This window comes from Frigoribacterium sp. Leaf263 (assembly GCF_001422285.1).
Taxonomy (GTDB): Bacteria; Actinomycetota; Actinomycetes; order Actinomycetales; family Microbacteriaceae; genus Frigoribacterium.
In genome coordinates this window covers 1-25,841 of sequence record NZ_LMMO01000001.1, presented here as the reverse complement: position 1 = coordinate 25,841, position 25,841 = coordinate 1, and the positions used below count along the sequence as shown (strand labels likewise).

The window sequence follows — 25,841 nt, the reverse complement described above, 5'->3', positions numbered from 1 at the left end:
AAGACTCTGCTGCGCCGCTCCTCCTGAAGGCTGAGAACGAGTCCTTGAGGCGGCCTACGGAGCGCTCGGCGACTCCACCGTCACGGCGCCGCTGACGATGTCGGCACGCAGGGCGTCGAGCTCGCCGCTCAGCTCGGCGGGCACCGACGACTCGAGGTCGTGGAACGGTGCGAGGCCGACGCCGTCGTTGTCGAGCGTGCCGACGTACGGCTCGTTCGTGAACGACCCGTCGGCCGACGAGATCGCGATGTCCTGGACGGCCTGCTCGGTGTCCTTGATGACCGAGGTCAGCAGGATGGGGCGGTACTCGGCGGGCAGCGTGTCGTACCCGTCGTTGTCGACCCAGACCACCGAGACGTCGCCCGCGTCGAGCGCCGCCGACGCGGCCCCCTCGCCGACCTGACCCGCCACCGGCATGATCACGTCGGCGCCCTGGTCGATGAGCGCCTGCGCCAGCTGCTTGCCCTTGTTGACGTCTTCGAAGTCGCCGGTGAACGAGCCGTCCTGCGCCTCCTTGTCCCACCCGAGCAGCGCGACGGTCGTGCCGTGCGCCTCGTTGTACGCGTCGACGCCATCGGAGAAGCCGTCCATGAACAGGGTCACCGGGGGCTGGTTGCCGCCGCCGAAGGTCGCCACCGTGCCGGTCTTCGAGACCCCCGCCGCGAGGTAGCCCGCGAGGTACGACGCCTGGGCGGTGTCGAACACGATCGGCTTGACGTTGTCGCCCTCGACGGTCTCGTCGACGATCGCGAAGTCGATGTCGGGGTTCGCGGCGGCCTGCTCCTCGGTGGCCGGCGCGAGCTCGTAGCCCACGGTCAGCACGAAGCCGCACCCCGACGACACCGCCTGCGCGACGTTCGGGGCGAGGTCGGTCTCGTTGGTCGAGACGAGCACCTCGGCCGCGATGCCGTCCTCCTTCTCGGCCTTCTGCAGCCCGGCCCAGCTCGACTGGTTGAACGAGCGGTCGTCGAGGCCACCCGAGTTCGTGACCATGCGCGAGCAGTGCGTCGAGTCGGTCGAGGCGGGGTCCGCCTCGGACGTGGGCGCCGAGGCGCAGGCGGCGAGCGCCATCAGCGCGACGGCGGAGAGAGCCACCGAGCCGAGGAGGCGCGGGTGGCGGAGACGGGACGACGAGCGATTCGTGCGGGCAGACACGGGGCGACCTCCTGGTCGGGCGAGACGAGCTCTCGAGACGAGGCACCCGGACGGCGGGCGGCCCTCCGATGATCATGGCAGCCGCTCCCGTCGCGGTCGACCTCCGCGCGATGCTGTTACGCGATCGTCGCCGGACCCCGCCCGGCCGCATGCACGAGCAGCGCCACCTGCACCCGGTTGTCGACCTCGAGCTTCTCGTAGACGTGTCCGACGTGCGTCTTGACGGTGGCGACGCTGACGTACAGCTCGGACGCGATCTCGGCGTTCGTCGCCCCGCGGGCCACGGCGAGCGCCACGTCGGTCTCGCGCCCGGTGAGGCGGGCGAGGCGATCGCGTTCGTCGCGACCGGCGGCCGGATCGACTGCGGTTCCGCCGTGCCCGCCGATCCTTCCGGCGGCCACGCCGATCACCCGGTCGAGCACCGACGGCGACAGTATCGACCGGCCCGCCGCGACGGTGCGGACGGCCTGGACCAGCTCGTGCGGCGGGGTGTCCTTCACGAGGAACCCCCGGGCCCCGTGGCGCAGCGCGGCGAGCACCAGATCGTCGGCGTCGAAGGTGGTGAGCACCAGCACGGCGAGATCGGGGCGCCGAGCCAGCTCGCGCTCGGTCGCGACGAGACCGTCGCAGCGGGGCATCCGGATGTCCATCAGCACGACGTCGGGCTCGGTGCGCTCGATGACGCCCTCGGCCTCGAGTCCGTCGCCGGCCTCGCCGACCACCTCGATGCCCGGGTCCCCGCCGAGCAGCAGCCGCAGCCCGGTGCGGACGAGCATCTCGTCGTCGACGATCACGACCCGGATCGGCGCGGAGGCGGGGGTCGCGGCGGCGCGGGTCGCGGCGGCGGGCGTCAGCTCCACGGGAGCACCGCCTCGACGACGTGCGCGCCCCGCCCGTCGGGTCCGGCCCGGAACGTCCCGCCGACGAGTCGGACCCGCTCGGCCAGCCCGGTCAGACCGTGGCCCGGCGTGGTCGTCACTCCGCCGGCCATCGGGTTCCGCACGACGATCCGCAGCCCCTCACCCGGGGCATCCGACAGGGCGACCTCGACCGGTCGACCCGGGGCGTGCCTCCTCGCGTTCGTCAGCCCCTCCTGCACGATGCGGTAGGCGTGGCGTCCGAGCGACGTCGGCAGCTCGACGAGGCGGGCCGCGGTGCGGTCGTCGACGTCGACCGAGACCTCGGTCCCGGCGGCGCGGGCGTCGTCGAGCAGGACGGGCAGGTCGGCCAGCGAGGGCTGAGGAGGCGCGACCTCCGTGACCTCGGAGGCCCCCGACGCCGACGGGTCGCGCAGCACCCCGAGCACGTCGCGCAGCTCGCTGAGCGCCGACTGCGCGTTGTCGCGGACCACGCCCGCCGTCTCGACGACCTCGTCGGGGGTGAGCTCGCGACCGCGGTACTCGAGGGCGCCGGCGTGCAGGGCGACGAGCGACAGGCGGTGCCCCAGCACGTCGTGCATCTCGCGGGCGATGCGGCCGCGCTCGAGGTCGCGGGCCCGCGCTTCGCGGAGGGACTGCTCGTGCTCGGCGAGCACCGCCCGGTCGCGCAGCGAGGCGATCAGGTCGCGGCGGCTGCCGATGGCGGCGCCGACGGCCACGACGAGGGCGTAGAGGACGACGCCGCTGAGCAGCAGCTGCCAGGCGGGCAGGGAGTCGCCCATCGCGGGGAACATCACCGACTCCGAGAACCAGCCCGCGGCGAGGTACACGAGCCCGACGGTCGCCAGCTCGCGAGCGCGGCGACGGGTCGCGAGCGAGACGAGGCCGAGGACGGCTGCACCGGTCGCGAGGGTCGAGACGCCCCCGCAGGCCGCCAGGATCAGCGCGATGACGAAGGGTGCGCGGCGGCGGAACGCGACCAGCACCAGGGTGGCGACACCGACGGCGAGATCGCCCATCATGCCGAGCCCGAGCCGGGCGTCGCTCCAGTCGGCGGTGGCCGTCTCGGGCCAGACGAGCGCGAAGGCCAGGAGGCCCACCAGCGTCGCGAGGCCGAGTCGCCAGGTCTCGGCCCAGACGCGCCGTGCCCGGGACAGGTGCGCGCGGCCGGGCCCCGCACCGGTCGCGGGACGCCGCGGCGGGGCCGGCGGGACGGGCGCCGGGGCCGGCGGCGCCGCCGGGAGCGACGGCGCGACCGGCGCCGCGTGGGGTGTCGATGCCGAGGAGGTCATGCCCCGAGCCTAAGGAGGGCGCCCGGCCCGCCGGATCGACCGAAGGTCGGAGTTCGCGCGCGGACGGCTCGACGGCACCGGCCCCTGCGTGGCACCGCGGACCGACCGCGGAACCACGGGATCGCGCGTGCGCGACACTGGACGGATGGACACCCTCGCGCTGCTGCTCGGCCGCTGGCGCGTCGAGCGCCGCGTCGTCGATCGGCTCGTCGGCGACGAGACCGTCTTCACGGGGACCGCGGTCGTCGAGGCGGCGGGCGACGACCCCGAACGACCCGCCTCGTACGTCGAGGAGGGGGAGGTCGTGCGGGGCTCGCACCGCGCCTCCGCGGGTCGACGGCTCACGTATCACCCGCGGGCGGACGGGTCGCTCGACGTCCGGTTCGCCGACGGACGGCACTTCGTCGACCTCGACCTGCGAGCGGGAGCCTGGGAGGCGCGGCATCCGTGCGCTCCCGACGACTACCTCGTCGAGACGCGCGTCCTGTCGCCCACGTCGTTCGTCGAGCGGTGGACGGTGCGCGGCCCGGCCAAGTCGTACGACGCCGTCACGACCTACACGCGCGCCCCCTGACGGGCGCTCGCGCGTCGCTCGCCTCGCCCGCGCGGCGCTGCGTCGCGTCGCAACGCCCGCGTCGCGCCGCCCGCGTGCCACCCCCTGCCTCGTGCCTCGAGTGGTCGGAAGATGCTCTTCCCACGACCGCGAAGAGCATTCTCGGACCACTCGATCGAGGCTCAGGCGGAAGCGCCCGGTGCTCGCGAGCCCGCTCGTCGGATCAGCCCGTGTTCTGCAGCCCGGCGGCGATCCCGTTCACGGTGAGCAGGAGGAGGCGGTGGTCGGCATCGGCCGGGTCGCCTCCGCCGTTCACGCGGATCGACCGGAGCGCCCGCAGCTGCAGCAGCGACAGCGCGTCGACGTACGGGCTGCGCAGACGCACCGACCGGCTGAGCACGGGGCGACCGTCGAGCACCTCGGCGTGCTCGCTGACCTTCAGCACCCACTCGCGGGTGAGCGCCATCTCGTCGAGCACGGCGCCGGCGAGGTCGTCGCGCTCGGCGAGGCCGAGGTACTCGCGGGCGATGTGCCCGTCGGTCTTCGCCAGCGACAGCTCGACGTTCTTCACCATCGTGCGGAACAGCGGCCACGTCTTGTACGCATCGCGCAGCAGGTCGACGTCGCCGACGGCCGCGAGGGCCGAGCCGAGCCCGTACCAGCCGGCGAGGTTGATGCGGGCCTGGGTCCAGGCGAACACCCACGGGATGGCCCGCAGGTCTTCGAGCGACTCGACCGAGAGACCGCGACGGGCCGGGCGTGAGCCGAGGGCGAGCAGGCCCACCTCCTCCATCGGGGTGACGGCGGCGAACCACGACGCGAAGCCCTCGGCCTTGACCAGTCCGAAGAACGCAGCGCGGGACGCCTCGTCCATGGTGGTGACGACGTCGGCGAAGCGGGCGGCGGCCTCGGCGTTCTCGGACTCGTTCGACGGGCTCGAGGCCAGCAGCGTGGCGGCGGCCATCTGCTCGAGGTGCCGGGCGCCGATCGCCTGGTTGCCGTACTGGGCGACGATGACCTCGCCCTGCTCGGTGATCTTGAAGCGGCCGTCGACCGAGTGCGGCGGCTGAGCCAGCACGGCCTCGTTCGCCGGACCGCCCCCGCGGCCCAGGGCGCCGCCCCGTCCGTGGAACAGCGTCAGGGTGATGTCGTTCGCGGCCGCCCAGTCGGCGATGCGCGCCTGCGCGTCGTACAGGGCGAACGTCGCCGACACCGGCCCGACGTCCTTCGACGAGTCGGAGTAGCCGAGCATGACCTCGAGTCGGCGGCCCGTCTCCGCGAGGCGACGCTGCACGACCTCGGTGGCCAGCGCCTCCTCGAGGATGCGCGTGCTCGCCTCGAGGTCGGCGAACGTCTCGAACAGGGGCACGACGTCGAGCACGGGTGCGGCCTCGGCCGACCCGAGCGCGTACGCGGCCAGCTCGTGCACGTTCGCGAGGTCGGCGGACGACTGCGTGAACGACACGATGTACCGGGAGGCGGCACGCACCCCGTACCGCACCTGCAGGTCCTTGATGGTGCGGAAGACGGCGAGGACCTCGTCGGTCATCGGGCTCGTCTCACCGCCGGCGCGCAGCTCGGCGAGCGCCGTGCGGTGCACCTGCGAGTGCTGACGGACCTCGAGCTCGGCGAGGTGGAACCCGAAGGTCTCGACCTGCCAGACGAGTCCCTGCAGCTCGCCGTTCGCGGCGCGATGCGCCCCGGCCGCCCGCAGCGAGTGCTGCACGACGCGGAGGTCGGCGAGCAGCTGCTCGGGCGCGTCGTAGCCGAGCGGGTCGCCGTCGCGACGGGTCGCCTCGATGCGGGCCGCCACGAAGAGCAGCACCCGACGGTGCGTCTCGTTCGGCGAGCGGACGCCGATGCTCGACGCGAGCTCGGGGTCGAGCGCCCGCTGGGCCTCGGCGAGGGCGAGCAGAGTCGCATCGGCGGGGGTGTCGGCCTCGTCGAGCGTGAGGGTCGCACCCACCCGCGACGCGGCACGGTGCAGACCGAGCAGCACGTGCTCGGCGGCGATGTCGGCGGCCTGCCGGGTGACCTCGGCCGTGACGTGCGGGTTGCCGTCGCGGTCGCCGCCGATCCAGCTGCCGAGTCGGAGGAACGCCGGGGCGACGGCCGGCTCGCGGCCGGCCCGGTCGCCGAGGAGGCGGTCGTCGAGCAGTCGGTACACCTGCGGCACGATCTCGAAGAGGGTCTGGTCGAAGACGCTCATCGCCGTTCGGACCTCGTCGAGCGGGGTGGGGCGCGTGGTGCGCAGCGGCGAGGTGCGCCAGAGCGTGTCGACCTCCTCGAGGAGGCGGCGCTCGGCCTCGGCGACGGCGATGTCGTTCTGCAGCCGGTCTCGCTCGTCCATCAGGTCGCTGATGCGGCGGATCGTCGACGCGACGGCTCGACGCCGGGCCTCGGTCGGGTGCGCGGTGAGCACGGGGTGGAAGCGGAGGTCGCTCAGGCGCTTCGAGGCCTCGTCGGCGCCCACCTCGGCGACGAGCTGCTGCAGCGTGTCGGCGACCGAGTCGGAGGCCGTGCGCTGCGCGCTGCCGCGCCGACGCAGCACGCGGACGCGGTGGTGCTCTTCGGCGAGGTTGCTGAGGTGGAAGTAGCAGGTGAAGGCCCGGGCGACCTGCTCGGCGCGTTCCTGGTCGAGGCCGTCGACGATGGCCTGCGCGTCGTCCAGCGAGGCGCCGCCGGCCCCCTCGTACGCGGCGATGACGGCGGCCCGCACCGCCTCGACGTCGCGGAACAGGTCGTCGGAGCCGGACTCGCGCAGCACGCGCCCGAGCAGGCTGCCGAGGAAGCTCACGTCGCCGCGCAGGTCGCCGTCGACGGCCCCGCGGATGTCATCACGGCTGCTGCCGTCGGCACGTCTCGATGTCTCGATGTCGGTCACGGCCCCATTGTGGACGATGCGGGGGCGTGTGACGCACACCGCGCCTCCTCGGCTCGCCTCGGGTTCGCTGGGCGTCCTGCGATGCGGCGGGTCCGTGTCGTCCGTGGCAGGTCGGCGCTGACCCGCCACGGATGACGGGAACCCGTCGCAGCCCGAGGCACGAGCACGGGCACGAGCAAGGGCACGGGTCAGCCGCGGGCCCGGGGCACGAGGCGCTCGAGCTGGGTGACGTGCCTCGGCTCGAGCTCGTCGAGGGAGTTCACGCCCAGGAGGCGCATCGTGCGCGCGATCTCGACCGACAGGATCTCGATGGCCCGGTCCACCCCCTCGCGCCCGCCCGCCATGAGCCCGTAGAGGTAGGCGCGGCCGATCAGCGTGAAGCGCGCGCCGAGGGCGACCGCGGCGACGATGTCGGCGCCCGACATGATGCCCGTGTCGAGGTGCACCTCGGTGTCGCCGCCGACCTCGCGGACGACGTCGGGCAGCAGGTGGAACGGGATGGGCGCCCGGTCGAGCTGACGGCCGCCGTGGTTGGAGAGGATCAGGGCGTCGACGCCGAGGTCGGTCACCCGGCGCGCGTCGTCGACGGTCTGCACGCCCTTCACGACGAGCTTGCCGGGCCACTGCGACTTGATCCACGCCAGATCGTCGTAGGTCACCGTCGGGTCGAACATGGTGTTCAGCAGCTCGGCCACGGTGCCCGACCAGCGGTCGAGCGACGCGAAGGCGAGCGGCTCGGTCGTGAGGAAGTCGACCCACCACCACGGGCGCGGCAGGGCGTCGATGATCGTCTTCGGCGTCAGCGACGGCGGGATGGTCATGCCGTTGCGCGAATCGCGGAGGCGCGCTCCGGCCACCGGCACGTCGACCGTGACGAGCAGGGTGTCGAAGCCCGCGGCCGCCGCGCGGTCGACGAGGGCCATCGAGCGGTCGCGGTCCTTCCACATGTAGAGCTGGAACCAGTTGCGGCCCCCGGGTGCCGCCTCCGCGACGTCCTCGACGCTGGCGGTGCCCATCGTCGACAGGCTGAACGGGATCCCGGCGGCGGCGGCCGCCGCGGCGCCGGCCTTCTCGCCCTCGGTCTGCATCATCCGGGTGAAGCCCGTCGGGGCGATGCCGAACGGCTGCTCGACCCGCTTGCCGAGCACGTCCCAGCCCGTGTCGACGGTGGCGACGTCGTGGAGGATCGCCGGGTTGAACTGGACGTCGCGGAACGCCTGCCGGGCCCGGCGCAGCGAGATCTCGGCCTCGGCCGACCCGTCGGTGTAGTCGAACGCGGCGGTCGGCGTGCGGCGCTTCGCGATCCTCCGCAGGTCCTCGATGGTCAGCGCCTCGCGGAGCCGCTTGGCCTTCAGGTCGAAGGTGGGCTTCTTGAACTGCATCAGCGGCGCGAGGTCGTGGAGCTTGGGGATGCGACGGTCGACCATGGGTGGTCCTTTCGAGATGGGCGGAGGGAGCTCAGGAGGCGCGCGACGGCACCCGGGGCAGGTAGCGGACGGGTGCCGACGACGCCGACACCAGCGCCCGCAGCGCCTCGAGCGACGACGACGGGTCGATCAGGCCGACGGCCCGCGCCTGCACGAGGACGTTGCCGAGGGCCGTGGCCTCGACCGGCCCGGCGAGCACGGTGCAGCCCGTCCGATCGGCGGTCAGCTGGCAGAGCAGGGCGTTCTGCGAGCCGCCGCCGACGACGTGCACGGTGCGGATCGTGCGACCCGAGAGCCGTTCGGCGTCGCGCAGGGTCGACGCGTACGCCGCAGCGAGCGACTCGAGGATGCTGCGGACCGTCTCGGCCCGCCCCCGGGGCGGCTCGACGTCGTGCTCGACGCACCACGACGCGATGCGGGCCGGCATGTCGCCGGGCGGCGAGAAGCGCTCGTCGGTGGCGTCGAAGACGGGCACGGGGCGGACGACGTCGGCCGCCTCGGCGAGCAGTGCGGCCAGATCGCTGCTGCGCTCGGCCGCCGTCGCCGCGGAGCCGTCCCAGGTGCGCATCGACTCGCTGAGCAGCCAGAGGCCCGACACGTTCTTCAGGAACCGCGTGCGGCCGTCGACCCCGCCCTCGTTCGTGAATCCGGCGAGGCGCGCCTCCTCGGTGATCAGGGGCGCGGACAGCTCGAGGCCGACGAGCGACCAGGTGCCGCTCGAGACGTAGGCGGCGTCGTCGCCGCCGAGCGGCACGCCGACGACGGCCGACGCCGTGTCGTGCGATCCCACGACGGTGACACCGAGCGACGACGGTGCACCGATCAGCTCGGCGATCGACGGCAGCAGCGGCCCGAGACGGGCGCCGGGCTCGACGAGCGGCGCGAAGAGGTCGGCGGGCACGCCGACGCGGTTCATCAGATCGACGTCGAACACGCGCTCGACGGGCGACAGCAGACCGGTGGTCGACGCGTTCGTCGACTCGGTCGCCGCCACCCCCGTCAGCCACCACGAGAACAGGTCGGGCACCAGCAGCGCGCGATCGGCCAGGGCGAGGACTCCGGAGGCGCGATCGGCCGCCAGCTGGAACACCGTGTTGAACGGCAGATGCTGCAGCCCGGCCCGCGTGAACAGCTCACGAGGCGACACCGCGGCGTGCACCGCCTCCACCCCCGCCGCCGTCCGCGCATCGCGGTAGTGGTACGGCGCGCCGAGCAGCCGTCCGTCGCGGAGGAGGGCGTAGTCGACGGCCCACGAGTCGACCCCGATCGAGCGGAGGTCGGGTTCGTCGCGCAGGGCGGCGGCCAGGCCGCCGGTGACGGAGCGCCAGAGGCCGAGGACGTCCCAGTGCAGACCGGCAGCGGGTGGACCGGCCCGACCCGCGCCTCCAGCGGGGACGGTGACGGGGTCGTTCGCGAACCGGGCGACCGGTCGGAGCCGGACCCCGTCGCGGTCGACCCGGCCGAGCATGACGCGCCCGCTGGTGGCGCCGAGGTCGACCGCAGCGACCGCGCCGCCGCCTGCCGCGGTCACGAGACGCCGGTCATCGGAGGAAGGCCGCGGCGACGCCCGCGTCGACCGGCACGTGCAGCCCGGTCGTGTGCGAGAAGTCGCTCGTGCAGATGGCGAAGACGGCGGCGGCGACGTTCTCGGGCACGACCTCGCGCTTCAGGATGGTGCGCTGGGCGTAGAAGGCGCCGAGATCCTGCTCGTCGATGCCGTAGGTCGCGGCCCGGTTGGCGCCCCAGCCGCTGGCGAAGATGCCCGAGCCCCGCACGACCCCGTCGGGGTTGATGCCGTTGACCCGGATGCCGTGCTCGCCCAGCTCGGCGGCGAGCAGTCGCACCTGATGCGCCTGATCGGCCTTCGTGGCGCTGTACGCGATGTTGTTCGGGCCCGCGAAGACCGAGTTCTTCGACGAGATGTAGACGATGTCGCCGCCGAGCCCCTGGTCGACGAGCACCCGCGCGGCGTTCTTCGCGACGAGGAACGAGCCCTTCGCCATGACGTCGTGCTGGAGATCCCAGTCGGCCTCGGTGGTGTCGAACAGCGACTTCGACAGACTGAGCCCGGCGTTGTTGACGACCAGGTCGAGGCCGCCGAACGCGAGCAGCACCTCGTCGATCGCGGTCTTGACGGCCGCCTCGTCGCTCACGTCCGCCGCGACGCCGCGTGCCACGTCGGGCCCGCCGATCTCGGCCGCCGCGGCCTGCGCCTTCGCGAGATCGAGGTCGGCGACGACCACGCAGGCCCCCTCGGCGGCGAGACGCGTCGCGATCGCCTTCCCGATGCCCGACGCGGCGCCGGTGACCAGCGCGATGCGGGTGGCGAGGCGCCGGGGCGCCGGCAGACGCTTGAGCTTGGCCTCCTCGAGGGCCCAGTACTCGATGCGGAACTTCTCGGCCTCGTCGATCGGCGCGTACGTCGAGAGCCCCTCGGCACCGCGCATGACGTTGATCGCGTTGACGTAGAACTCGCCCGCGACCCGCGCGGTCTGCGCGTCCTTGCCGAACGAGAACATGCCGACGCCGGGCACGAGCACGATGAGCGGGTCGGCCCCGCGGATGGCCGGGCTGTCGGGCGTCGCGTGACGGTCGTAGTAGGCCTGGTAGTCGAGCCGGTACTGCGCGTGCAGCTCGCGGAGGCGCCCGATGGACTCGTCGACGGAGGCGGTCGCCGGCAGATCGAGCAGCAGCGGCGTCACCTTCGTGCGGAGGAAGTGATCGGGGCAGCTCGTGCCGAGCGCGGCGAGCCGGGGGTGCTCGGCGCTCGCGAGGAACTCGAGCACGGCGGGGTCGTCGCTGAATCGGCCGACCTGCGGAGCGTCGTGCGAGGCGAGTCCGCGGATCGTGGCGGCGAGGGCGGCGGCGCGGGCGCGGCGCTCGGACTCGGGCAGCGCGGCGTACCCGTCGAGCGCGGGGCCGAACGGGTCGACGCGCGAGTGCTCGGCGATGTGCGCCTCGGCCGTCTCGATGATCCAGCGCGAGTTCGCCTCGGCCTCGTCGCTCGTGTCGCCCCAGGCCGTGATGCCGTGACCGCCGAGGATCGTGCCGATCGCCTCCGGGTTCTCGGCCTTGATCGCGGCGATGTCGAGCCCGAGCTGCCAGCCGGGGCGGCGCCACGGGACCCAGACGACGCGCCCGCCGAAGATCTCGGCCGTCAGTCGCTCGCCGTCGGCGGCCGTCGCGATGGCGATCCCGCTGTCGGGGTGCAGGTGGTCGACGTGCGCGGCGTCGACGAGACCGTGCATGGCCGTGTCGATCGAGGGGGCGGCCCCGCCCTTGCCGTGCAGCGCGTAGTCGAACGCGGCGACCATCTCGTCTTCGTGCTCGGGCCCGCGGTAGACCCCCGCGAGCCCGCGGAGCCGGTCGAGGCGGAGCACCGCGAGGCCCGACCCGGTCAGCGTGCCGAGGTCGCCGCCCGAGCCCTTGACCCAGAGCAGCTCGACCGGCTCGCCGGTGGCGGGGTCGACGGCGGTGCCCTTGGCCGACGTGTTGCCGCCCGCGTAGTTCGTCACCCGGGGGTCGGCCCCGAGTCGGTTGCTGCGGGCGATGAGGTCGGCCGCGGCGGTGGAGGTGGTCGTGGTCATGGGTCCGTCTTCTGTCTGGGCCCCCGAGGAGGCGCGGGTCGTGTCGAGCGGGTCGGCTGCGGATCGGCTGCTGCCGGAGCGGCGGCTCAGGTCCAGCTGAGCTGCCTGCCGCCGACGCGCTCCTCGGCGAGGCGCTCCGGGGTGCCGCTGGCGAGGTAGGCCGCCATCGGGTCGCGGGGCAGACCCCGGCCCTCGCGCCAGTCGGCCAGGGCGGGGCGGACGTCGGTGTAGAAGGCGTCCATCAGCACGGCGTTGGCGCCGAGCACGTCGTGGGAGGCTCGGGCGGCGTCGAGCGCGGGCCGGTCGACGAGCAGGGCGCGCGCCGTCATCTCCTGCACGTTCAGCACGCTGCGGATCTGGCCGGGGATCTTGTCCTCGACGTTGTGGCACTGGTCGAGCATGAACTGGACGGGAGAGCCCTCGTCGAGTCCGCCGCCGTCGACGACCTCGAACAGGATGCGGAACAGCTGGAACGGGTCGGCCGCGCCGACGATGAGGTCGTCGTCGGCGTAGAAGCGCGAGTTGAAGTCGAACGAGCCGAGCTTGCCGAGGCGCAGCAGCTGCATGACGATGAACTCGATGTTCGTGCCGGGCGCGTGGTGCCCGGTGTCGAGGCAGGTCAGCGCCTGGTCGCCGAGCGCCGAGACCTGGGCGTAGCTGGTCCCCCAGTCGGGGACGTCGGTGTGATAGAACGCCGGCTCGAAGAACTTGTACTCGAGCACGAGGCGCTGCTCGGGGTCGAGCCCGGCGTAGATCTCGGCGAGCGACTCGGCGAGGTGGTCCTGACGCTGGCGGAGGCTGTCCTGGCCGGGGTAGTTGGTGCCGTCGGCGAGCCAGATCTTGAGGTCGCGCGACCCGGTCTCGCGCATGATCTCGAGGCAGCGGAGGTGGTGGTCGATCGCCTTGCGTCGCACCGACGCGTCGCTGTGGGCGAGGCTGCCGAACTTGTACGCGTCGTCCTGGAAGGTGTTCGAGTTCACCGTGCCGAGCGCGACGCCGTGATCGGAGGCGAACGAGCGGAGGGCCGTGAAGTCGTCGACCTCGTCCCACGGGATGTGCAGGGCGACGCTCGGGGCGAGGCCCGTGTGCTCGTGGACGGTCGCGGCGTCGGCGATCTTCTCTTCGGCGGTGCGGGGCGTGCCCGGGGTGCCGAAGACCTTGAATCGCGTGCCCGAGTTGCCGAACGCCCAGCTGGGCAGCTCGATGGCCTGACGCTCGAGCGTGGGGGCGATGGACTCGAAGGTGGTCATGAGGTCTCTTCCGTGATCGTGATCGTGGTGTCGCCGGGCGTCGTCGATGACGCCGGGGTCGGTGGTGTCGCAGCGGTCGGTGGTGTCGCAGCGGTCGGTGGTGTCGCAGCGGTCGGTGGTGTCGCGGTGGGCTTCGGGGCTGCGTAGCGACCGCCGCCCGGCAGGCCGAGCTGCGCCTCGAGGTTGAAGACCTGCGTGAGCGGCTCGAAGCCCTCATCGGGCGGGGTGCCGTCGAGCGAGGTGAAGAACTCGGCCATCGAGGCCTGCCAGCGGGCGTTGACCTCGGTCTCGGACATGGCGACCTGCGCGGCTTCGAGGGATCCGGCCTCGACGTAGCCGATCAGCAGCCCGTCGGGGGCGGCGAAGAGCGAGTACGAGCGCCACCCGCTGTGGTGCAGCGCCTGGAGCATCTCGGGCCAGACCTCGGCGTGCCGGCGGGTGTACTCGGTCAGCCGCTCGGGTGCGACCTGGAGGCGGAACGCGTAGCGCTCGTGCTCGTCGGCGGTCATCTCTGGGTCTCCGGTTCGTCATTGAATCGTTTCAATACAGCGAGCGTAGCAAGTGCCGCCACACCCGGCAAGCGGTCTCAGGGGAGCGTCGACCCGAGACTCCGCTCGAACCCGTCGGCGTCGTCGAAGGGGGCCGACACGTGCCGGTGGTCGATGCCGAGCAGCGACGCCGCCGCCGCGACGTCCCGAGCGACGTGCCCGACGCAGAGCCCCCAGTGGTGCCCGATGCCGGTGCGCGACCACTCGTCGACCCACTCGCCCGGGTCCCCGCCGAAGTCGACGCGCGACGTCGTGTTGCCGATCCGGAGCAGCGGGCCGGGCACGACCTCGCCCTCGCTCGTGACGAACGACAGCGCGCCGTCGCGGTCCTGCCCGAGGCCGAAGGTCGTGACGGGCCCGGGCTGCACGTCGAACTCGACGCTCACGCCGTAGCCGCGCTTGCCGTGGAAGACCCCCAGGCCGCGGAGGATCGGCCGCGACGACGAGATCGCCAGGTGCGCCGGCCCGTCGTGCCCCATCTCGACCACGCCGTCGTCGAAGTGGATCGCCTGGATCTCGGTGAACGAGCCGCCGACGCCGAGCGCCTGCGCGGCCAGCATCGCGACCGACGTCCGGAGCTCGTACTCCCCCACCGCCGGCAGACCGCGGGCATTCAGCAGAGAGGCGCCGAGGATCATGCCGGCACCGAGCCTCTCGTGCTGCTCGCCCTCGAGACCCCGGTGGTAGTAGGCCAGCGAGTCGAGGTCGAAGTCGGCCACGAGCCGGTCGAGCCCGACAGAGACGCGGGCGCCCCCGTCGAAGTCCTCCTGGTCGACCGACGCGTCGACCTCGAACACCTCGCGGGCCAGGGCCACGCGGTCGCGCACCTCGGCGTCGGTGACGGCGTCGACGCGCACCCGCAGGTCGTCGAACTCGAGCACCTCGACATGCGAGCCGAAGTGCGTCGACAGCAGCGTCAGGTCGGTCGAGACGTCGAGCATGCCCGGGTAGAGGTGACCCATGAGGCCGTGCCGCGCCTCCCTCAGTCTCGCCCTGACTCCGGCGGCGTGCACCCAGCGCTCGATGCGCCGCCAGGCGCGCTCGCTTCGCAGGTGCCCCGTGACAGACCGGAACTCGATGCCGGCCCGGCGGAACACGTTGGCGACCTCGGGCACCGGGCACTGGCCGCAGTACGCCAGCCAGAGTCCGGTGTCGAAGCGGTCGTGGTCCATCCTCTCGGTCGGCTGCAGGTCTATCACGAGCACCGGCACCCCCGCGCGCTGCGCGATCGGGAGCACCATCGACGAGGTGAGGTACGTGGTCAGGAAGACGACGATGAGGTCGCAGTCGGCGGTGCGGAGCGTGTCGGCGGCGACCCGCGCCTCCTGGGCGTCCGAGATGAAGCCGGTGTCGATCACCTCGGCGTCGAGACTCCCGAAGCGGTCGGCGACGTAGCGGGTGGACTCCTGCAGCTGGGGCAGCAGCCCGGGGAACTGCGGCCAGTAGGTGCCGAGACCGCCGGCGACGAGACCGACGCGGGTGCGACGGCGGCGCATCGGGGGCAGCTGATCGGACACGGCGGTGCTGATGCTCATGGGGTGACGACTCCGGTGTCGACGGGGCGCTGGCGCGCCGGATGAGACGAGGAGGCGCGAGGCGCGCTCCGAGGGAGGGCGGGGCCGCCGGGGTGGTCGCCCGGCGGCCCCGCGACGGCGACTAGAAGTCGTAGTCGTCGATGTTGTCGGCGTCGAACTCGGTCGGCGGGCCGACGATCACGATGCCGTCGGCGCCCACGGTGCGCTCACCGAGGTCGCCGGCCTCGAAGGTGTCGCCCTCGGCACCCGTGATGGTGCCGTCGACGAGCGCCTGACCCGCGTAGGCGGCGACGTAGCCGAGCTGCGCCGGGTCCCAGAGGGCGAACGCGGTGACGGTGCCGTCCTTCACGAACTCGCGCATCTCGTTCGGCAGACCGAGCCCCGTCAGGGCGACCTTGCCCTTGTACTCGGAGGTCGAGAGGTAGCGGGCCGTCGCGGCGATGCCGACCGTGGTGGGCGAGATGATGCCCTTGAGGTCGGGGTTCGCCTGGAGCAGGCCCTGAGCCTCCTGGAACGACTTCGCGTCGTCGTCGTCGCCGTAGACCTTCGAGACGATGTTCATCCCGGCGTAGTCGGGGTTCGTGTCGACCTCCTCCTCGATGTACTTGATCCACTCGTTCTGGTTCGTCGCGTTCGCCGTCGCCGAGAGGATCGCGATGTCGCCCTCGCCGCCGATCTGCTCGCTCATCTGGCGGATCTGGATGAGCGCGACGTCCTTCGCCTCGACCTGGCTGATGAACACGTCGCGGTAGTCGGGGTTCGTGTCGGAGTCGAAGGCGACGATCTTCGCGCCGCCGTCGCGCGCCTCCTGCAGGGCCGGCCCGACCGCGTCGGGGTCGTTCGCGGCGATGACGATGACGTCGGCGCCCTGCTGCGTGAGCGTGTTGATGAAGGTGACCTGCGACGACGCGCTGGCCTCGAGCGGACCCACGACGCTGTAGTCGTAGCCGATCGCCGACGAGGCGTCCTCTCCGCCGCCGAGGACGACGTCGGTGTAGGGGTTGTTGAGCTGCTTGGGCACGAACGCGATCGACTGCGCGCCGTCGGACCCGGAGCCCGACGACGAGTCGTCGTCGCCCGAGCCGGCCGTCAGGGCGCAGCCGGAGGCGACGAGCGCGACGCCCGCGAGGGCCGCCGCGGTGGCGAGGGCGCGGCGCGCTCCGCGCTTCGTGGAGGTGGTGAACATCATCGTTCCGTCCTTTGCTGGGTGGGGTGGTGCGGGGCGGTGCTGGGTGGGTAGGGGGGGGGTGGCGGAGGCGGTGCCGTCAGGCCGCGGCGGTCTCGGAGGCGGCGAGGACCTCGCGCGCCGAGCGTCTCGCCCTCCGCTTCGCGCCGATGACGGCGATGAGACTCGGCGTGACGACGCTGCCGACCAGCAGCAGGCCGGTGACGACGTTGAGCACGACGTCGCTGATGCCGCCGAGGCGGAGCGCGTAGCTGACGCTCGAGATGATCAGCACGCCGGCGACGACGCCGGGGATGCTGCCGCGTCCGCCGAAGATCGAGACGCCGCCGAGCAGCACGGCCGCGATCACCGCGAGCTCGATGCCGGTCGCGTTGTCGCTGCGGGCGCTGGAGTAGCGGAGGGTCCAGTAGATGCCGACGAGGGCCGACACGACGCCGGTCGAGACGAACATCCAGAACTTGGCCCGGCCGACGTGCACGCCGACGAAGCTCGCCGCCTCTCTGCTGAACCCGATCGCCGGCAGGGTGCGGCCGAACGAGCTGAGGTGCAGCAGCACGCCGAAGAACACGACGATGACGGCCACGCCGATCATGGCGGTCGGGATCCCGGTGGCGCCGATCTTCGAGGTGAAGAACGAGGTCAGGGCGGGCGGGAAGTCCGCGACGGCGTTGTCGCCGATCACCACGAGCGCGAGCCCCCGGTAGAGCGCCAGCGTGCCGATGGTGACCGCGAGCGACGGCAGCCCCACGGTCGTGACGAGCATCCCGTTGAGCGCCCCGCAGGCGACGCCGATCAGAACGCAGACGACGAAGATCTCGGGGATCCCCCAGCCCGCCGCCCAGAGCACGCCCATCGCGGCGCTGGTGAGGCCGGCCGTGCTGGCGACCGAGAGGTCGATCTCGCCGGTGATGATGACGAGGGCCATCGGCATGGCGATCATGAGGATGGGGATGGCGTCGAGCAGCAGGAACCCGGTCGTCTGCACGCTCGCGAAGCGCGGCACCGTCAGCGAGCAGACGATCAGCGTGCCGAGCAGGGCGTAGACCATGATCGCCCCGCGTCCGGTCAGGCGGCGTCGACGACGCAGGCGCCTCTCGGCCGCGGACTCGGGGTCGACGCGACCGGCGTCGCGGCGATCGGCGTCGACGGCGCCGGTGGCCGAGGAGGCGCGGCGCGGGCCGACCCCGGAGGTCGCGGCCGACGGGGTGGTGGTCTGCTCAGGCATTGGTGGCCTCGCTCGTACGGAGTCTCCGGGCCTTGCGGATCGAGGCGATCCGTTCGACGAGGATGGCGGTCAGGATGAGGACGCCGACGATGGCCTGCTGCCAGAACTTGTCGACGTTGAGGGCGGTCAGGCTGCTCGTGATGGTGGTCAGCAGCACGGCGCCGATCGCGGCGCCGACGACGCTGCCCGAGCCGCCGAAGATCGCGATGCCGCCGACGACGGCCGCGGCCACGATGTCGAGCTCGAGGCCGGTGCCCGTGGTGGCCCCGACCGAGTTGAAGCGCGACGCGTAGAGGACGCCGGCGAGACCGGTGAGCGTGCCGTTCAGCACGAACGCGGTGAGCACGCGGCGGCTGACGGGGATGCCGAACAGGCGCGCGGCCTCGTCGTCGGAGCCGATCGCGTAGAGGTCGCGGCCGGGCCGGGTGCGAGCCAGGAAGACCGCGACGAGCACCACGACGACGATCGCGATGACCGTGATGACGGGGACGCCGAGCACGGTGTCGACCGACAGCCGGCCGAACGCGGCCGGCCGGTCGCCGGCGAAGTACTGCTGGCCGCCGGCCCAGGCGTTGTTGACGCCCCGGTAGATGTAGAGCATGCCGAGGGTGATGACCAGCGACGGCACCCGGGCGACCGTCACCAGGAACCCGTTGATCGCGCCGAGCAGGGCGCCGAGCGCGAGCCCGATCAGGAAGACGAGCACGATGGGGATGTCGGGTGCCGCGGCGAAGACCGACCCCGTGCCGAAGGCCACGAGACCGAGGATCGACCCCACCGAGAGATCGATGTTGTTCGTGATGATGACCGTGCCGAGTCCGACGGCCATGATCACCGTGATCGTCGCGTTGAGCATGAGGTCCTTCACGCCCTGCGACGACACGAAGAGCGGATTGGCGATCGTCGTCACGACGACGAGCACCACGAGCGCCGAGGCGACGGGCACCTCGCGCTGACGGACCAGGGACGCGATCGGGCTCCGCCCGGTGCCGGTGCTCGGAGCGAGGGCGTGCGAGGTGGTCATCGGCTGGTCTCCGTCGTCGTGGTGGTGAGCGCCGGCTCGGCGCCCGTGGCGGCGTTCATGACCGTCTCGGGGTCCGCGGCGGAGCGGTCGAGGGAGGCCGTGAGGCGCCCCTCGCGCATGACGAGCACGCGGTCGGCCATGCCCAGCACCTCCGGCAGCTCGGACGAGATCATCAGCACCGCGATGCCCCGACCCGCGAGATCGCTGATCAGCCGATGCACCTCGCTCTTCGTGCCGACGTCGATGCCGCGCGTCGGCTCGTCGACGATGAGGAACGTCGGGTCGGTCGCCAGCCACTTCGCCAGCACGACCTTCTGCTGGTTGCCGCCCGAGAGGGTCGAGACGGGGAGCTCCTGGCTGCCGGTCTTGACCTGCAGCCGACGCGACCAGTCGGCGGCGGCCTCGCGCTCACGTCGCGCGCTGACGAGACCGAGGCGGCTGAGCGCAGTCCGGAGGGTGAGCGTCGTGTTGCGGCTCACCGACATGTCCATCACGAGGCCCTGCTTGCGGCGGTCCTCCGGGACGAAGCCGATGCCCGCCTTGATCGACGCCATCGGATCGCGGGGCGCGAGTCGGCGACCGCCGATCGTGACGGAGCCGGCGTCGTAGCGGTCGATGCCGAACAGCGCCCGCGCCACCTCGGTGCGACCGGCGCCGACGAGACCCGCGAGACCGACGATCTCGCCGGCCCGCACCTCGAACGACACGTCGTGGAAGACGCCCGCCCGCGTCAGACCGTCGACGCTCACGACGGTGTCGCCGATCCGCGCCTCCTGCTTGGGGAACAGCTGGTCGACGTCGCGGCCGACCATCGCCCGCACGATCTCGGGGGTGGTGACCTCGCTCGTGGTGTGCTCCGAGATGAACGCGCCGTCGCGCATGACGGTGATGCGATCGCTGAGACCGAAGACCTCGTCGAAGCGGTGCGAGATGAACATGATGGCGCTGCCGCGGTCGCGCAGAGCCCGGGCGACGCCGAAGAGGCGCTCGACCTCGACTCCGCTGAGCGCGGCCGTCGGCTCGTCCATGATCAGCACCTTGGCGTCGAGCGAGATGGCCTTCGCGATCTCGATGATCTGCTGGTCGGCGATCGAGAGGCCCTCGGCGACGCGGTCGGGATCGATCGGCACGCCGAGACGCTCGAACAGCGCGCGGGCGGCGGCCCGCATGGCCGCGCGGTCGATGAAGCCGAAGCGCGTGGTCGGCTGGCGACCGATGAAGATGTTCTCGGCGACGGTCAGGTCGGGGAAGAGCGTGGGCTCCTGGTAGATCACGCTCACGCCCGCCGCCTTGCTCTCGGCCGGGCTGCGGAACACGATCGGGTGGCCGTCGAAGAGGAAGTCGCCGCTGTCGGGCTGGTGCACCCCGGCGAGGATCTTGACCATCGTCGACTTGCCGGCGCCGTTCTCGCCGACGAGCGCGTTGATCTCGCCGGCACGCAGCCGGACGCTGCCGCTCGAGAGGGCCACGACGGCCCCGAAGGTCTTGCGCACACCGCGCAGTTCGAGCACGGTCGCCGTCGGGGAGGGCCCGCCCGGTGTGGGGTCGATCGTCACTGATCGTTCTCCTAGTCGTTCTCGTCGTCGAGAAAGTGAATCGTTTCAAATTCGGTTCGTGCCGACTGTAGAGGCAGACTCGACTCGACGTCAAGAGGCGCCCGCGGTCGGTGGATCACAGCTCGATCACGGGCATGGCACACTCGTCGGAGGCCACGAGAGCACCGGGGAGGCGCGATGAGGCAGGCCAGCATCCGCGACGTCGCCGAGACGGCCGGGGTCTCCGTCGGCACCGTCTCGAACGTGCTGAACAACCCGGGCAAGGTCAGCGAGTCGACCATCGCCCGCGTCAGCGACGCCATCGCCGCCCTCGGCTTCGTGCGCAACGACGCCGCCCGCCAGCTGCGCGGCGGCGACAGCCGCGTGATCGGGCTGATCATCCTCGACGGCGGCAACCCGTTCTTCACCGACGTCGCCCGCGGCGCCGAGGCCGCCGCCGAGGAGTCGGGGCGCATCATCCTGCTCGGCAACAGCGATCAGCTCGTCGAACGCGAGGCGCACTACCTCGATCTCTTCGACGAGCAGCGGGTGATGGGCATCCTCATCTCGCCCGTCGGCGACGTCTCCGACCGCCTGCGGCGCCTGCGCCTCCGCGGCGTGCCGGCCGTGCTGGTCGACCGACGGGCCGACCTGACCGAGTTCTCGTCCGTCAGCGTCGACGACGTGCGCGGCGGGTACCTCGCGACCGAGCACCTCCTCGGCCTCGGACGACGCCGCATCGCCTTCGTCGGCGGCCCCGCCGATCTGCAGCAGGTGGCCGACCGCCTCGCGGGCGCGCGCGACGCCGTCGCGGCCACCCCGGGCGCCACGCTCGAGGTCGTCGAGATCCCCGCGCTCACCGTGCAGAACGGTCGCGAGGCCGCCGGCGCCATCGCCCGGCGCGACGCCGCCGACCGCCCCGACGCCATCTTCGCCGCGAACGACCTCGCCGCCATGGGCGTGCTCCAGGCCCTCGTCATGCAGGGCGACCTGCGCGTGCCCGACGACGTCGCGCTCATCGGCTACGACGACATCGACTTCGCCCGAGCGGCCGTCGTGCCGCTCACCTCGGTCCGTCAGCCGAGCGCGCTGATCGGGCAGACCGCCGTGGAGATCCTGCGCGACGAGGCCGACGACCCCGAGCGCCCACCCCGCCGGATCGTCTTCGAGCCGGAGCTCGTCGTGCGCGAGAGCACGGCCGCCGGGACGACCCCCGCGGGCTGAGGCGCGCCTCCTCGGCGCTCCCGGGGGTCCGGCGGGTTCGTGTCACCCGTGGCGGGTCAGCGCTGAACCGCCACCGAGGACGGGAACCCGCCGCACCGGCAGCGCGGGCCGGGTCAGCCCTCGAGCAGGAGGCGGCAGTCGCCTTCGCCGTAGACGTCGCGCGGGTCGGGGCAGAGGGTCCCCGACCACGAGCCGACGGCTCCCCCGCCGTGCGAGTCGAACGCGGTCGTCGTGTACGTCTCGACGCCCTCGACGCCCGGACGCACGAAGGCGAACGAGACGATCGGGTCGCCCTCGGTCGTCGGGTACGCCCAGGCCAGCTCGGCCGACGCCCCCGCGACGGATGCGTCGGCGAGGCAGTCGAGCGCCGCAGGGTCGAGCTCGACGCCCTGCGGCAGGACGAACTCGCCGCAGGTGGCGGTGGCGTCGCCGGACTTCACGACGCCTCCGGCGTCCACGAGCTCTCGCGCGGCGGCGATCGGGTCGTCGGGGTCAGGCGCCGGCGCGGGGCCCGACGCGCAGCCGGCCAGAGCGAGCACCAGCAGGAGGGCGGCGGTGCCGGTCGCAGCCAGACGCCGGGGGTCGGCGCGGCGTCGGCGGTCGGCGCGGCCGGACCCGGTCACTGTCTCGCTCGACGGCATCTCGCCCCCCCTCTCGGCTCAGGGAACCAAGTCGCGGCCGCTGCGGGCAAGACCCGCGGGCCACTCGTGACCCGTTCGTGACGCGGAGCGCCGGGGCGTCAGCTCAGAGAGTGGATGCTGCCCGACCGCTCGCGCAACGACGCACGCGAGGCGCCCGATCGCACGGCGAGCACCTCGGCGAGGATCGACACCGCGGTCTCCTCGGGGGTGCTCGCACCGAGATCGAGGCCGATCGGGGAATGCAGGCCGGCCAGCGCCTCCTCGGGGACTCCCCGCTCGCGCAGCGCGGCGAGCCGCCGGTCGTGCGTCGTCCGCGACCCCATCGCGCCGACGTAGACGGCCGGCGACGCGAGAGCCGCCGCGACGAGATCGGCGTCGAACCGCTCGTCGTGCGAGAGCACCGCGATCACCGTGCGCTCGTCGACCTCGGTGCGGGCGAGGTAGTTCGGCGGCCACTCGACGACGACCTGCTCGGCCGCCGGGAAGCGCTCACGGGTGAGGAACACCGGCCGCGGGTCGCACACGGTCACCCGGTAGCCGAGCACGGCCCCGGCGCCGCAGAGGGCCACGGCGAACTCGACGGCCCCGAAGACGAGGAGGCGCGGCGGCGGAACGGAGCGCTCGCTGAAGACCCGCAGACCCGCGCAGTCGTCGATCGACGCCGCCACCTCGCCGACGCGGACGGGTCCGACCACGACGTGCGCCGTCGCCTCGCGCCCCGCCGCGGCCTCCCGCAGCGCGGCGATCGTGACGGCGTCGGCGGGGGTGACCAGGCGGGCGAGGATCTCGATCCGTCCGCCGCAGCTGAGCCCGACCTCGAACGCCGTCTCGTCGCTGAAGCCGTACACGTCGAGCTGCGCCACCCCGTCGTCGAGCACCTGCCGGCACGTCTCGTACACGGCTCCCTCGACGCAGCCGCCGGAGATGCTGCCGATCACCGCGCCGTCGGCGGTCACGGCCATCGACGTGCCCACGGTGCGCGGCGCGCTGCCGTCGATCGAGACGGCCGTCGCGACGGCGAGCCGTTCGCCCGCGTCGAGCAGGGCGAGCAGGCGATCGGCAATCTCGAACACACGGCTCCTCGGGGTGGACGGGTGGCGTCAATCGTAGGGCGTGAGCGCCCTCGTCGACGGCTAGCCTGTGGCCATGGCGCTCGCACGACCCGGCCCGATCGTGGGGCTCCTGCTCGCGGCGGGCGCGGGGTCGCGCCGGGGCGGACCGAAGGCGCTGGCCGCCGACGAGCACGGGCCCTGGCTGACCCGGGGCGTGGCGACCCTGATGGCCGGCGGGTGCGACCGGGTCGTCGTCGTGCTGGGCGCGGAGGCGGACGATGCCGCGGCGGTGCTGGCGGCCGACCCGCGCCTCCTCGGCTCCGCGGTCGGCGTGGTCGTGGCCGACGACTGGGCGACGGGGCTCTCGGCATCGCTTCGGGCCGGACTCGGGGCGATCGACTCGGACCCCGACCTGCAGGAGGCGCGGGTCGCCGTCGTCTCGCTGGTCGACTACCCGACGCTGCCGGCGTCCGCCGTCGCGCGGTCGCTGTCGGGCGGTCCGGCGGCGCTCGGGGTGGACGCGCTGCGGCAGTCGGTGTTCGGCGGGCGTCCGGGCCATCCCGTGGTCGTGGGGCGGGCGCATTGGCGCGATCTGGCCTCGACGCTCGAGGGCGACCGCGGAGCCGGGCGGTACCTGCGCGAGCACGGCGCCGAGCGCATCGACTGCCTCGACCTCTGGGACGGCCGCGACGTCGACGGGCCCACCGGCTGACCCGGGGGCGACACCAGGCGGTGGCGGCGGCGGCGGGGCGGTGGCGTCGTCGAGTCTGGCACCGGGGGCACGGCGAACGGCAGGATGTCGATGGCGACCGCCGACGGCTGGCCCTAGCGTCATCTCATGCCGATCACGCCCGACACGAAGAACTGGACCTGGGTGCTCGAGCGCCCGTGCGCGGAGTGCGGCTTCGACGCCGCGACCATCGGGTACCGCGACGTGCCCGAGCTCGTCAGGCGCAACGCCGCCGCCTGGCCCGCCGAGCTCGCCCGACCGGGTGCGCGCGACCGCCCCGACGACGCGACCTGGTCGACGCTCGAGTACGCGGCTCACGTGCGAGACGTGTTCCGGGTCTTCGCGGGGCGGCTGGCGCTGATGCGTGCCGACGACTCCCCCGCCTTCGCCGACTGGGATCAGGACGCCACGGCCCTCGCCGACGACTACGCCGCGCAGCGACCCGAGGCCGTGGCCGCCGAGCTGGTGTCCGCCGCCGAGACCGTGGCGAGCGCCTTCGAGGCCGTCCCCGACGACGAGCTCGGCCGGACGGGCCTGCGCAGCGACGGCTCGGCGTTCACCATCGACTCGCTCGCCCGGTACTTCGTGCACGACCCCCTGCATCACCTGCACGACGTGCGCCGCTGACAGCCCACCGCTCCGACGACCCGGACGCCCCGCCCCCGGCGAGCGCGCTCACGTCGGTTCGCACCGGGCGCAGAGCGAGGGGGCTCGACGCGGCGGGGCTGGGCGAGGAGACTGACCGTCATGACCCGCGCCTCCGTCGTCTCCGTCGGCCTCGACTCCGCGCACCGCTTCAGCAAGCGGCCGGTCGACTCGATCACCCTTCTCGAGGGCCTCGGCGTCGAGGGGGATGCGCACCTCGGCCGGACGGTCCAGCACCGCTCACGGGTGGCTCGCGACCCCGGCCAGCCGAACCTGCGGCAGGTGCATCTGATGCACGCCGAGCTGTTCGACGACCTCGCGGCCCTCGGGTTCGAGGTCGCCCCGTCGGCGCTCGGCGAGAACGTCACGACGCGCGGAGTCGACCTCCTCGGACTCCCGACCGGCACCGTCCTCGCGCTGGGGCAGGAGGCGCGGGTCGAGATCACCGGCCTCCGCAACCCGTGCCTGCAGATCGACCGGTTCGAATCGGGGCTGCTCAAGGCCGTGGTCGGACGGGACGACGCCGGTGAGCTGGTGCGGAAGGCCGGAGTCATGGGCGTGGTGGTGCAGGGAGGGCGGGTCGCGTCGGGCGACGTGGTCGCGGTCGAACGCCCGCCACGGCCGTGGGCCCCGCTCGAACCCGTGTGAGCGCGGTGGCGCGGACCGTCAGGGGCGGTGGCGGCGGATGCGGATCGGGCCCTTGGCGGTCGACGGGTCGACGACCGAGCCGCCCTGCGTGATGTCGACCTCGCCAGCGGCGACGAGGCGTCGGGCCGCCCGGCGGACGGGCTCCATCAGGCCGCGCCAGGCGTCTTCGTCGTCGGGGCGAAGCGAGCGCGCCACGTCGGAGGGGCAGATGCTCGACGACGCCGCCCGAGCGGCGAGCAGGTCGCGGATGCGCTGCTCGAGCTCGCGATCCCGAGCGGTCACCTTGTGCTTGCGGCACGCGTCGCTGCAGTAGGCCACGTCGTCCCAGTTCGACGCCCACTTCTTGCGCCATTCGATGCGTCGACCGCACGAGCGGCAGGTCTTCGATTCGGGTGTCGCAGGGCTCATGCTGACAGTCAACGCGGCGGAGGCTGCGAGCGTTCCCGCTCGGCGCCTCCGCCGCGTCGACGAGGTCGTGCCGGTCGTGCCGGTCAGGCGTCGAGGCCGACGGGCTGAGCGGAGCCGTCGTACTCGCAGATCGCCTGCACCTTCTCGGCCGAGGCGCTCGAGGTGTCGAACTCGTAACCCAGCCACTCGCGCGCCATGCGCCGCGCGACCTCGAGTCCGACGACGCGCTGGCCCATGCAGAGCACCTGCGCGTCGTTCGAGAGCACGCTGCGCTCGACCGAGAACGAGTCGTGCGCCGTGACCGCGCGGATGCCGGGCACCTTGTTCGCCGCGATCGCGACGCCGAGACCGGTGCCGCAGATCAGGATCGCCCGGTCGGCCTTCCCGTCGGCGACCATGCGCGCCGCGTCGACC

The 25,841-nt window shown here is 72.9% G+C and carries 23 protein-coding genes; 5 read left to right on the top strand and 18 right to left on the bottom strand.

Annotated elements, in window-relative coordinates; all coding sequences use genetic code 11:
* Positions 1-54: 54 nt before the first annotated feature.
* From ASF17_RS00115 to ASF17_RS00105, 3 genes are all read right to left on the bottom strand, one after another.
* A complete protein-coding gene (locus tag ASF17_RS00115; RefSeq protein WP_055795434.1) occupies positions 55-1,071 on the bottom strand; it encodes a BMP family lipoprotein in 1,017 nt (338 codons plus the stop codon).
* Positions 1,072-1,271: 200 nt separating this feature from the next.
* A complete protein-coding gene (locus tag ASF17_RS00110; RefSeq protein WP_082475024.1) occupies positions 1,272-1,931 on the bottom strand; it encodes a response regulator transcription factor in 660 nt (219 codons plus the stop codon).
* A gap of 74 nt (positions 1,932-2,005) precedes the next feature.
* Positions 2,006-3,325 (bottom strand): sensor histidine kinase, encoded by a 1,320-nt coding sequence (locus ASF17_RS00105; protein WP_082474932.1) that lies wholly within the window; start codon positions 3,323-3,325, stop codon positions 2,006-2,008.
* A gap of 145 nt (positions 3,326-3,470) precedes the next feature.
* On the opposite strand from ASF17_RS00105, the gene ASF17_RS00100 reads away from it, so the two are divergent.
* Positions 3,471-3,899 (top strand): DUF6314 family protein, encoded by a 429-nt coding sequence (locus ASF17_RS00100; protein ID WP_055794085.1) that lies wholly within the window; start codon positions 3,471-3,473, stop codon positions 3,897-3,899.
* A gap of 202 nt (positions 3,900-4,101) precedes the next feature.
* Here the strand turns inward: ASF17_RS00100 and ASF17_RS00095 are convergent, their stop codons facing one another.
* From ASF17_RS00095 to ASF17_RS00045, 11 genes are all read right to left on the bottom strand, one after another.
* A complete protein-coding gene (locus ASF17_RS00095) occupies positions 4,102-6,762 on the bottom strand; it encodes a phosphoenolpyruvate carboxylase (RefSeq protein WP_055794083.1) in 2,661 nt (886 codons plus the stop codon).
* A 188-nt stretch (positions 6,763-6,950) separates the two neighbouring features.
* Positions 6,951-8,189 (bottom strand): alpha-hydroxy acid oxidase, encoded by a 1,239-nt coding sequence (locus ASF17_RS00090; RefSeq protein WP_055794081.1) that lies wholly within the window; start codon positions 8,187-8,189, stop codon positions 6,951-6,953.
* A gap of 31 nt (positions 8,190-8,220) precedes the next feature.
* Positions 8,221-9,657, bottom strand: a complete 1,437-nt coding sequence (locus ASF17_RS00085; RefSeq protein ID WP_082475023.1) for a rhamnulokinase — start codon at positions 9,655-9,657, stop codon at positions 8,221-8,223.
* Positions 9,658-9,730: 73 nt separating this feature from the next.
* Positions 9,731-11,776: a bifunctional rhamnulose-1-phosphate aldolase/short-chain dehydrogenase gene (locus tag ASF17_RS00080; RefSeq protein ID WP_055794076.1), complete on the bottom strand. Its 2,046-nt coding sequence runs from the start codon at positions 11,774-11,776 to the stop codon at positions 9,731-9,733.
* 86 nt (positions 11,777-11,862) lie between these two features.
* Positions 11,863-13,026 (bottom strand): L-rhamnose isomerase, encoded by a 1,164-nt coding sequence (rhaI, locus tag ASF17_RS00075; RefSeq protein WP_055794075.1) that lies wholly within the window; start codon positions 13,024-13,026, stop codon positions 11,863-11,865.
* Positions 13,023-13,535 (bottom strand): L-rhamnose mutarotase, encoded by a 513-nt coding sequence (locus ASF17_RS00070; RefSeq protein WP_082474931.1) that lies wholly within the window; start codon positions 13,533-13,535, stop codon positions 13,023-13,025. The genes rhaI and ASF17_RS00070 overlap by 4 nt, the downstream gene beginning before the upstream one ends.
* A 77-nt stretch (positions 13,536-13,612) precedes the next feature.
* On the bottom strand, positions 13,613-15,109 hold the full coding sequence (locus ASF17_RS00065; protein WP_055794073.1) for an L-fucose/L-arabinose isomerase family protein: 1,497 nt from the start codon (positions 15,107-15,109) through the stop codon (positions 13,613-13,615).
* 121 nt (positions 15,110-15,230) lie between these two features.
* The gene (gene rhaS, locus ASF17_RS00060; RefSeq protein ID WP_082474930.1) at positions 15,231-16,298 is read right to left on the bottom strand and encodes a rhamnose ABC transporter substrate-binding protein; all 1,068 of its coding nucleotides are present in this window, start codon (positions 16,296-16,298) and stop codon (positions 15,231-15,233) included.
* 76 nt (positions 16,299-16,374) lie between these two features.
* Complete coding sequence (locus ASF17_RS00055) at positions 16,375-17,520, bottom strand: ABC transporter permease (RefSeq protein ID WP_082474929.1); 1,146 nt, start codon at positions 17,518-17,520, stop codon at positions 16,375-16,377.
* A complete protein-coding gene (locus tag ASF17_RS00050) occupies positions 17,513-18,544 on the bottom strand; it encodes an ABC transporter permease (protein ID WP_055794071.1) in 1,032 nt (343 codons plus the stop codon). The genes ASF17_RS00055 and ASF17_RS00050 overlap by 8 nt, the downstream gene beginning before the upstream one ends.
* Positions 18,541-20,100 (bottom strand): sugar ABC transporter ATP-binding protein, encoded by a 1,560-nt coding sequence (locus ASF17_RS00045; protein WP_235476262.1) that lies wholly within the window; start codon positions 20,098-20,100, stop codon positions 18,541-18,543. The genes ASF17_RS00050 and ASF17_RS00045 overlap by 4 nt, the downstream gene beginning before the upstream one ends.
* A 177-nt stretch (positions 20,101-20,277) precedes the next feature.
* On the opposite strand from ASF17_RS00045, the gene ASF17_RS00040 reads away from it, so the two are divergent.
* On the top strand, positions 20,278-21,303 hold the full coding sequence (locus ASF17_RS00040) for a LacI family DNA-binding transcriptional regulator (RefSeq protein ID WP_200913393.1): 1,026 nt from the start codon (positions 20,278-20,280) through the stop codon (positions 21,301-21,303).
* 113 nt (positions 21,304-21,416) lie between these two features.
* Here the strand turns inward: ASF17_RS00040 and ASF17_RS00035 are convergent, their stop codons facing one another.
* Both ASF17_RS00035 and ASF17_RS00030 read right to left on the bottom strand, forming a co-directional pair.
* On the bottom strand, positions 21,417-21,926 hold the full coding sequence (locus tag ASF17_RS00035) for a hypothetical protein (protein WP_156357232.1): 510 nt from the start codon (positions 21,924-21,926) through the stop codon (positions 21,417-21,419).
* Positions 21,927-22,042: 116 nt separating this feature from the next.
* Entirely contained in the window at positions 22,043-23,017 is a 975-nt protein-coding gene (locus tag ASF17_RS00030) for an XdhC family protein (RefSeq protein ID WP_055794066.1), read from the bottom strand.
* Between the two features lie 73 nt (positions 23,018-23,090).
* On the opposite strand from ASF17_RS00030, the gene ASF17_RS00025 reads away from it, so the two are divergent.
* The 3 genes from ASF17_RS00025 (at position 23,091) to ASF17_RS00015 (ending at position 25,019) form a co-directional block, all read left to right on the top strand.
* A complete protein-coding gene (locus ASF17_RS00025) occupies positions 23,091-23,708 on the top strand; it encodes a nucleotidyltransferase family protein (RefSeq protein ID WP_055794063.1) in 618 nt (205 codons plus the stop codon).
* 126 nt (positions 23,709-23,834) lie between these two features.
* The gene (locus tag ASF17_RS00020; RefSeq protein WP_055794061.1) at positions 23,835-24,353 is read left to right on the top strand and encodes a DinB family protein; all 519 of its coding nucleotides are present in this window, start codon (positions 23,835-23,837) and stop codon (positions 24,351-24,353) included.
* A gap of 120 nt (positions 24,354-24,473) precedes the next feature.
* Positions 24,474-25,019, top strand: coding sequence for an MOSC domain-containing protein (locus ASF17_RS00015; protein ID WP_055794058.1), 546 nt, complete (start codon positions 24,474-24,476; stop codon positions 25,017-25,019).
* 18 nt (positions 25,020-25,037) lie between these two features.
* On the opposite strand, the gene ASF17_RS00010 is transcribed toward ASF17_RS00015, so the two are convergent.
* Positions 25,038-25,427, bottom strand: coding sequence for a DUF2256 and DUF3253 domain-containing protein (locus tag ASF17_RS00010; RefSeq protein ID WP_055794056.1), 390 nt, complete (start codon positions 25,425-25,427; stop codon positions 25,038-25,040).
* 83 nt (positions 25,428-25,510) lie between these two features.
* On the bottom strand, positions 25,511-25,841 hold a 331-nt coding region (locus ASF17_RS00005), incomplete at its 5' end, for an RpiB/LacA/LacB family sugar-phosphate isomerase (RefSeq protein ID WP_055794054.1).

Coding starts and splice junctions, on each gene's coding strand:
- ASF17_RS00105 (WP_082474932.1), bottom strand. CDS start 3,325: ATGACCTCCTCGGCATCGACACCCCACGCGGCGCCGGTCGCGCCGTCG.
- ASF17_RS00085 (WP_082475023.1), bottom strand. CDS start 9,657: ATGCTCGGCCGGGTCGACCGCGACGGGGTCCGGCTCCGACCGGTCGCC.
- rhaI (WP_055794075.1), bottom strand. CDS start 13,026: ATGACCACCTTCGAGTCCATCGCCCCCACGCTCGAGCGTCAGGCCATC.
- ASF17_RS00115 (WP_055795434.1), bottom strand. CDS start 1,071: ATGGCGCTCGCCGCCTGCGCCTCGGCGCCCACGTCCGAGGCGGACCCC.
- ASF17_RS00025 (WP_055794063.1), top strand. CDS start 23,091: ATGGCGCTCGCACGACCCGGCCCGATCGTGGGGCTCCTGCTCGCGGCG.
- ASF17_RS00050 (WP_055794071.1), bottom strand. CDS start 18,544: ATGACCACCTCGCACGCCCTCGCTCCGAGCACCGGCACCGGGCGGAGC.
- ASF17_RS00065 (WP_055794073.1), bottom strand. CDS start 15,109: ATGAGCATCAGCACCGCCGTGTCCGATCAGCTGCCCCCGATGCGCCGC.
- ASF17_RS00080 (WP_055794076.1), bottom strand. CDS start 11,776: ATGACCACGACCACCTCCACCGCCGCGGCCGACCTCATCGCCCGCAGC.
- ASF17_RS00070 (WP_082474931.1), bottom strand. CDS start 13,535: ATGACCGCCGACGAGCACGAGCGCTACGCGTTCCGCCTCCAGGTCGCA.
- ASF17_RS00100 (WP_055794085.1), top strand. CDS start 3,471: ATGGACACCCTCGCGCTGCTGCTCGGCCGCTGGCGCGTCGAGCGCCGC.
- ASF17_RS00055 (WP_082474929.1), bottom strand. CDS start 17,520: ATGCCTGAGCAGACCACCACCCCGTCGGCCGCGACCTCCGGGGTCGGC.
- ASF17_RS00090 (WP_055794081.1), bottom strand. CDS start 8,189: ATGGTCGACCGTCGCATCCCCAAGCTCCACGACCTCGCGCCGCTGATG.
- ASF17_RS00015 (WP_055794058.1), top strand. CDS start 24,474: ATGACCCGCGCCTCCGTCGTCTCCGTCGGCCTCGACTCCGCGCACCGC.
- rhaS (WP_082474930.1), bottom strand. CDS start 16,298: ATGATGTTCACCACCTCCACGAAGCGCGGAGCGCGCCGCGCCCTCGCC.
- ASF17_RS00110 (WP_082475024.1), bottom strand. CDS start 1,931: ATGCTCGTCCGCACCGGGCTGCGGCTGCTGCTCGGCGGGGACCCGGGC.
- ASF17_RS00040 (WP_200913393.1), top strand. CDS start 20,278: ATGAGGCAGGCCAGCATCCGCGACGTCGCCGAGACGGCCGGGGTCTCC.
- ASF17_RS00010 (WP_055794056.1), bottom strand. CDS start 25,427: ATGAGCCCTGCGACACCCGAATCGAAGACCTGCCGCTCGTGCGGTCGA.
- ASF17_RS00020 (WP_055794061.1), top strand. CDS start 23,835: ATGCCGATCACGCCCGACACGAAGAACTGGACCTGGGTGCTCGAGCGC.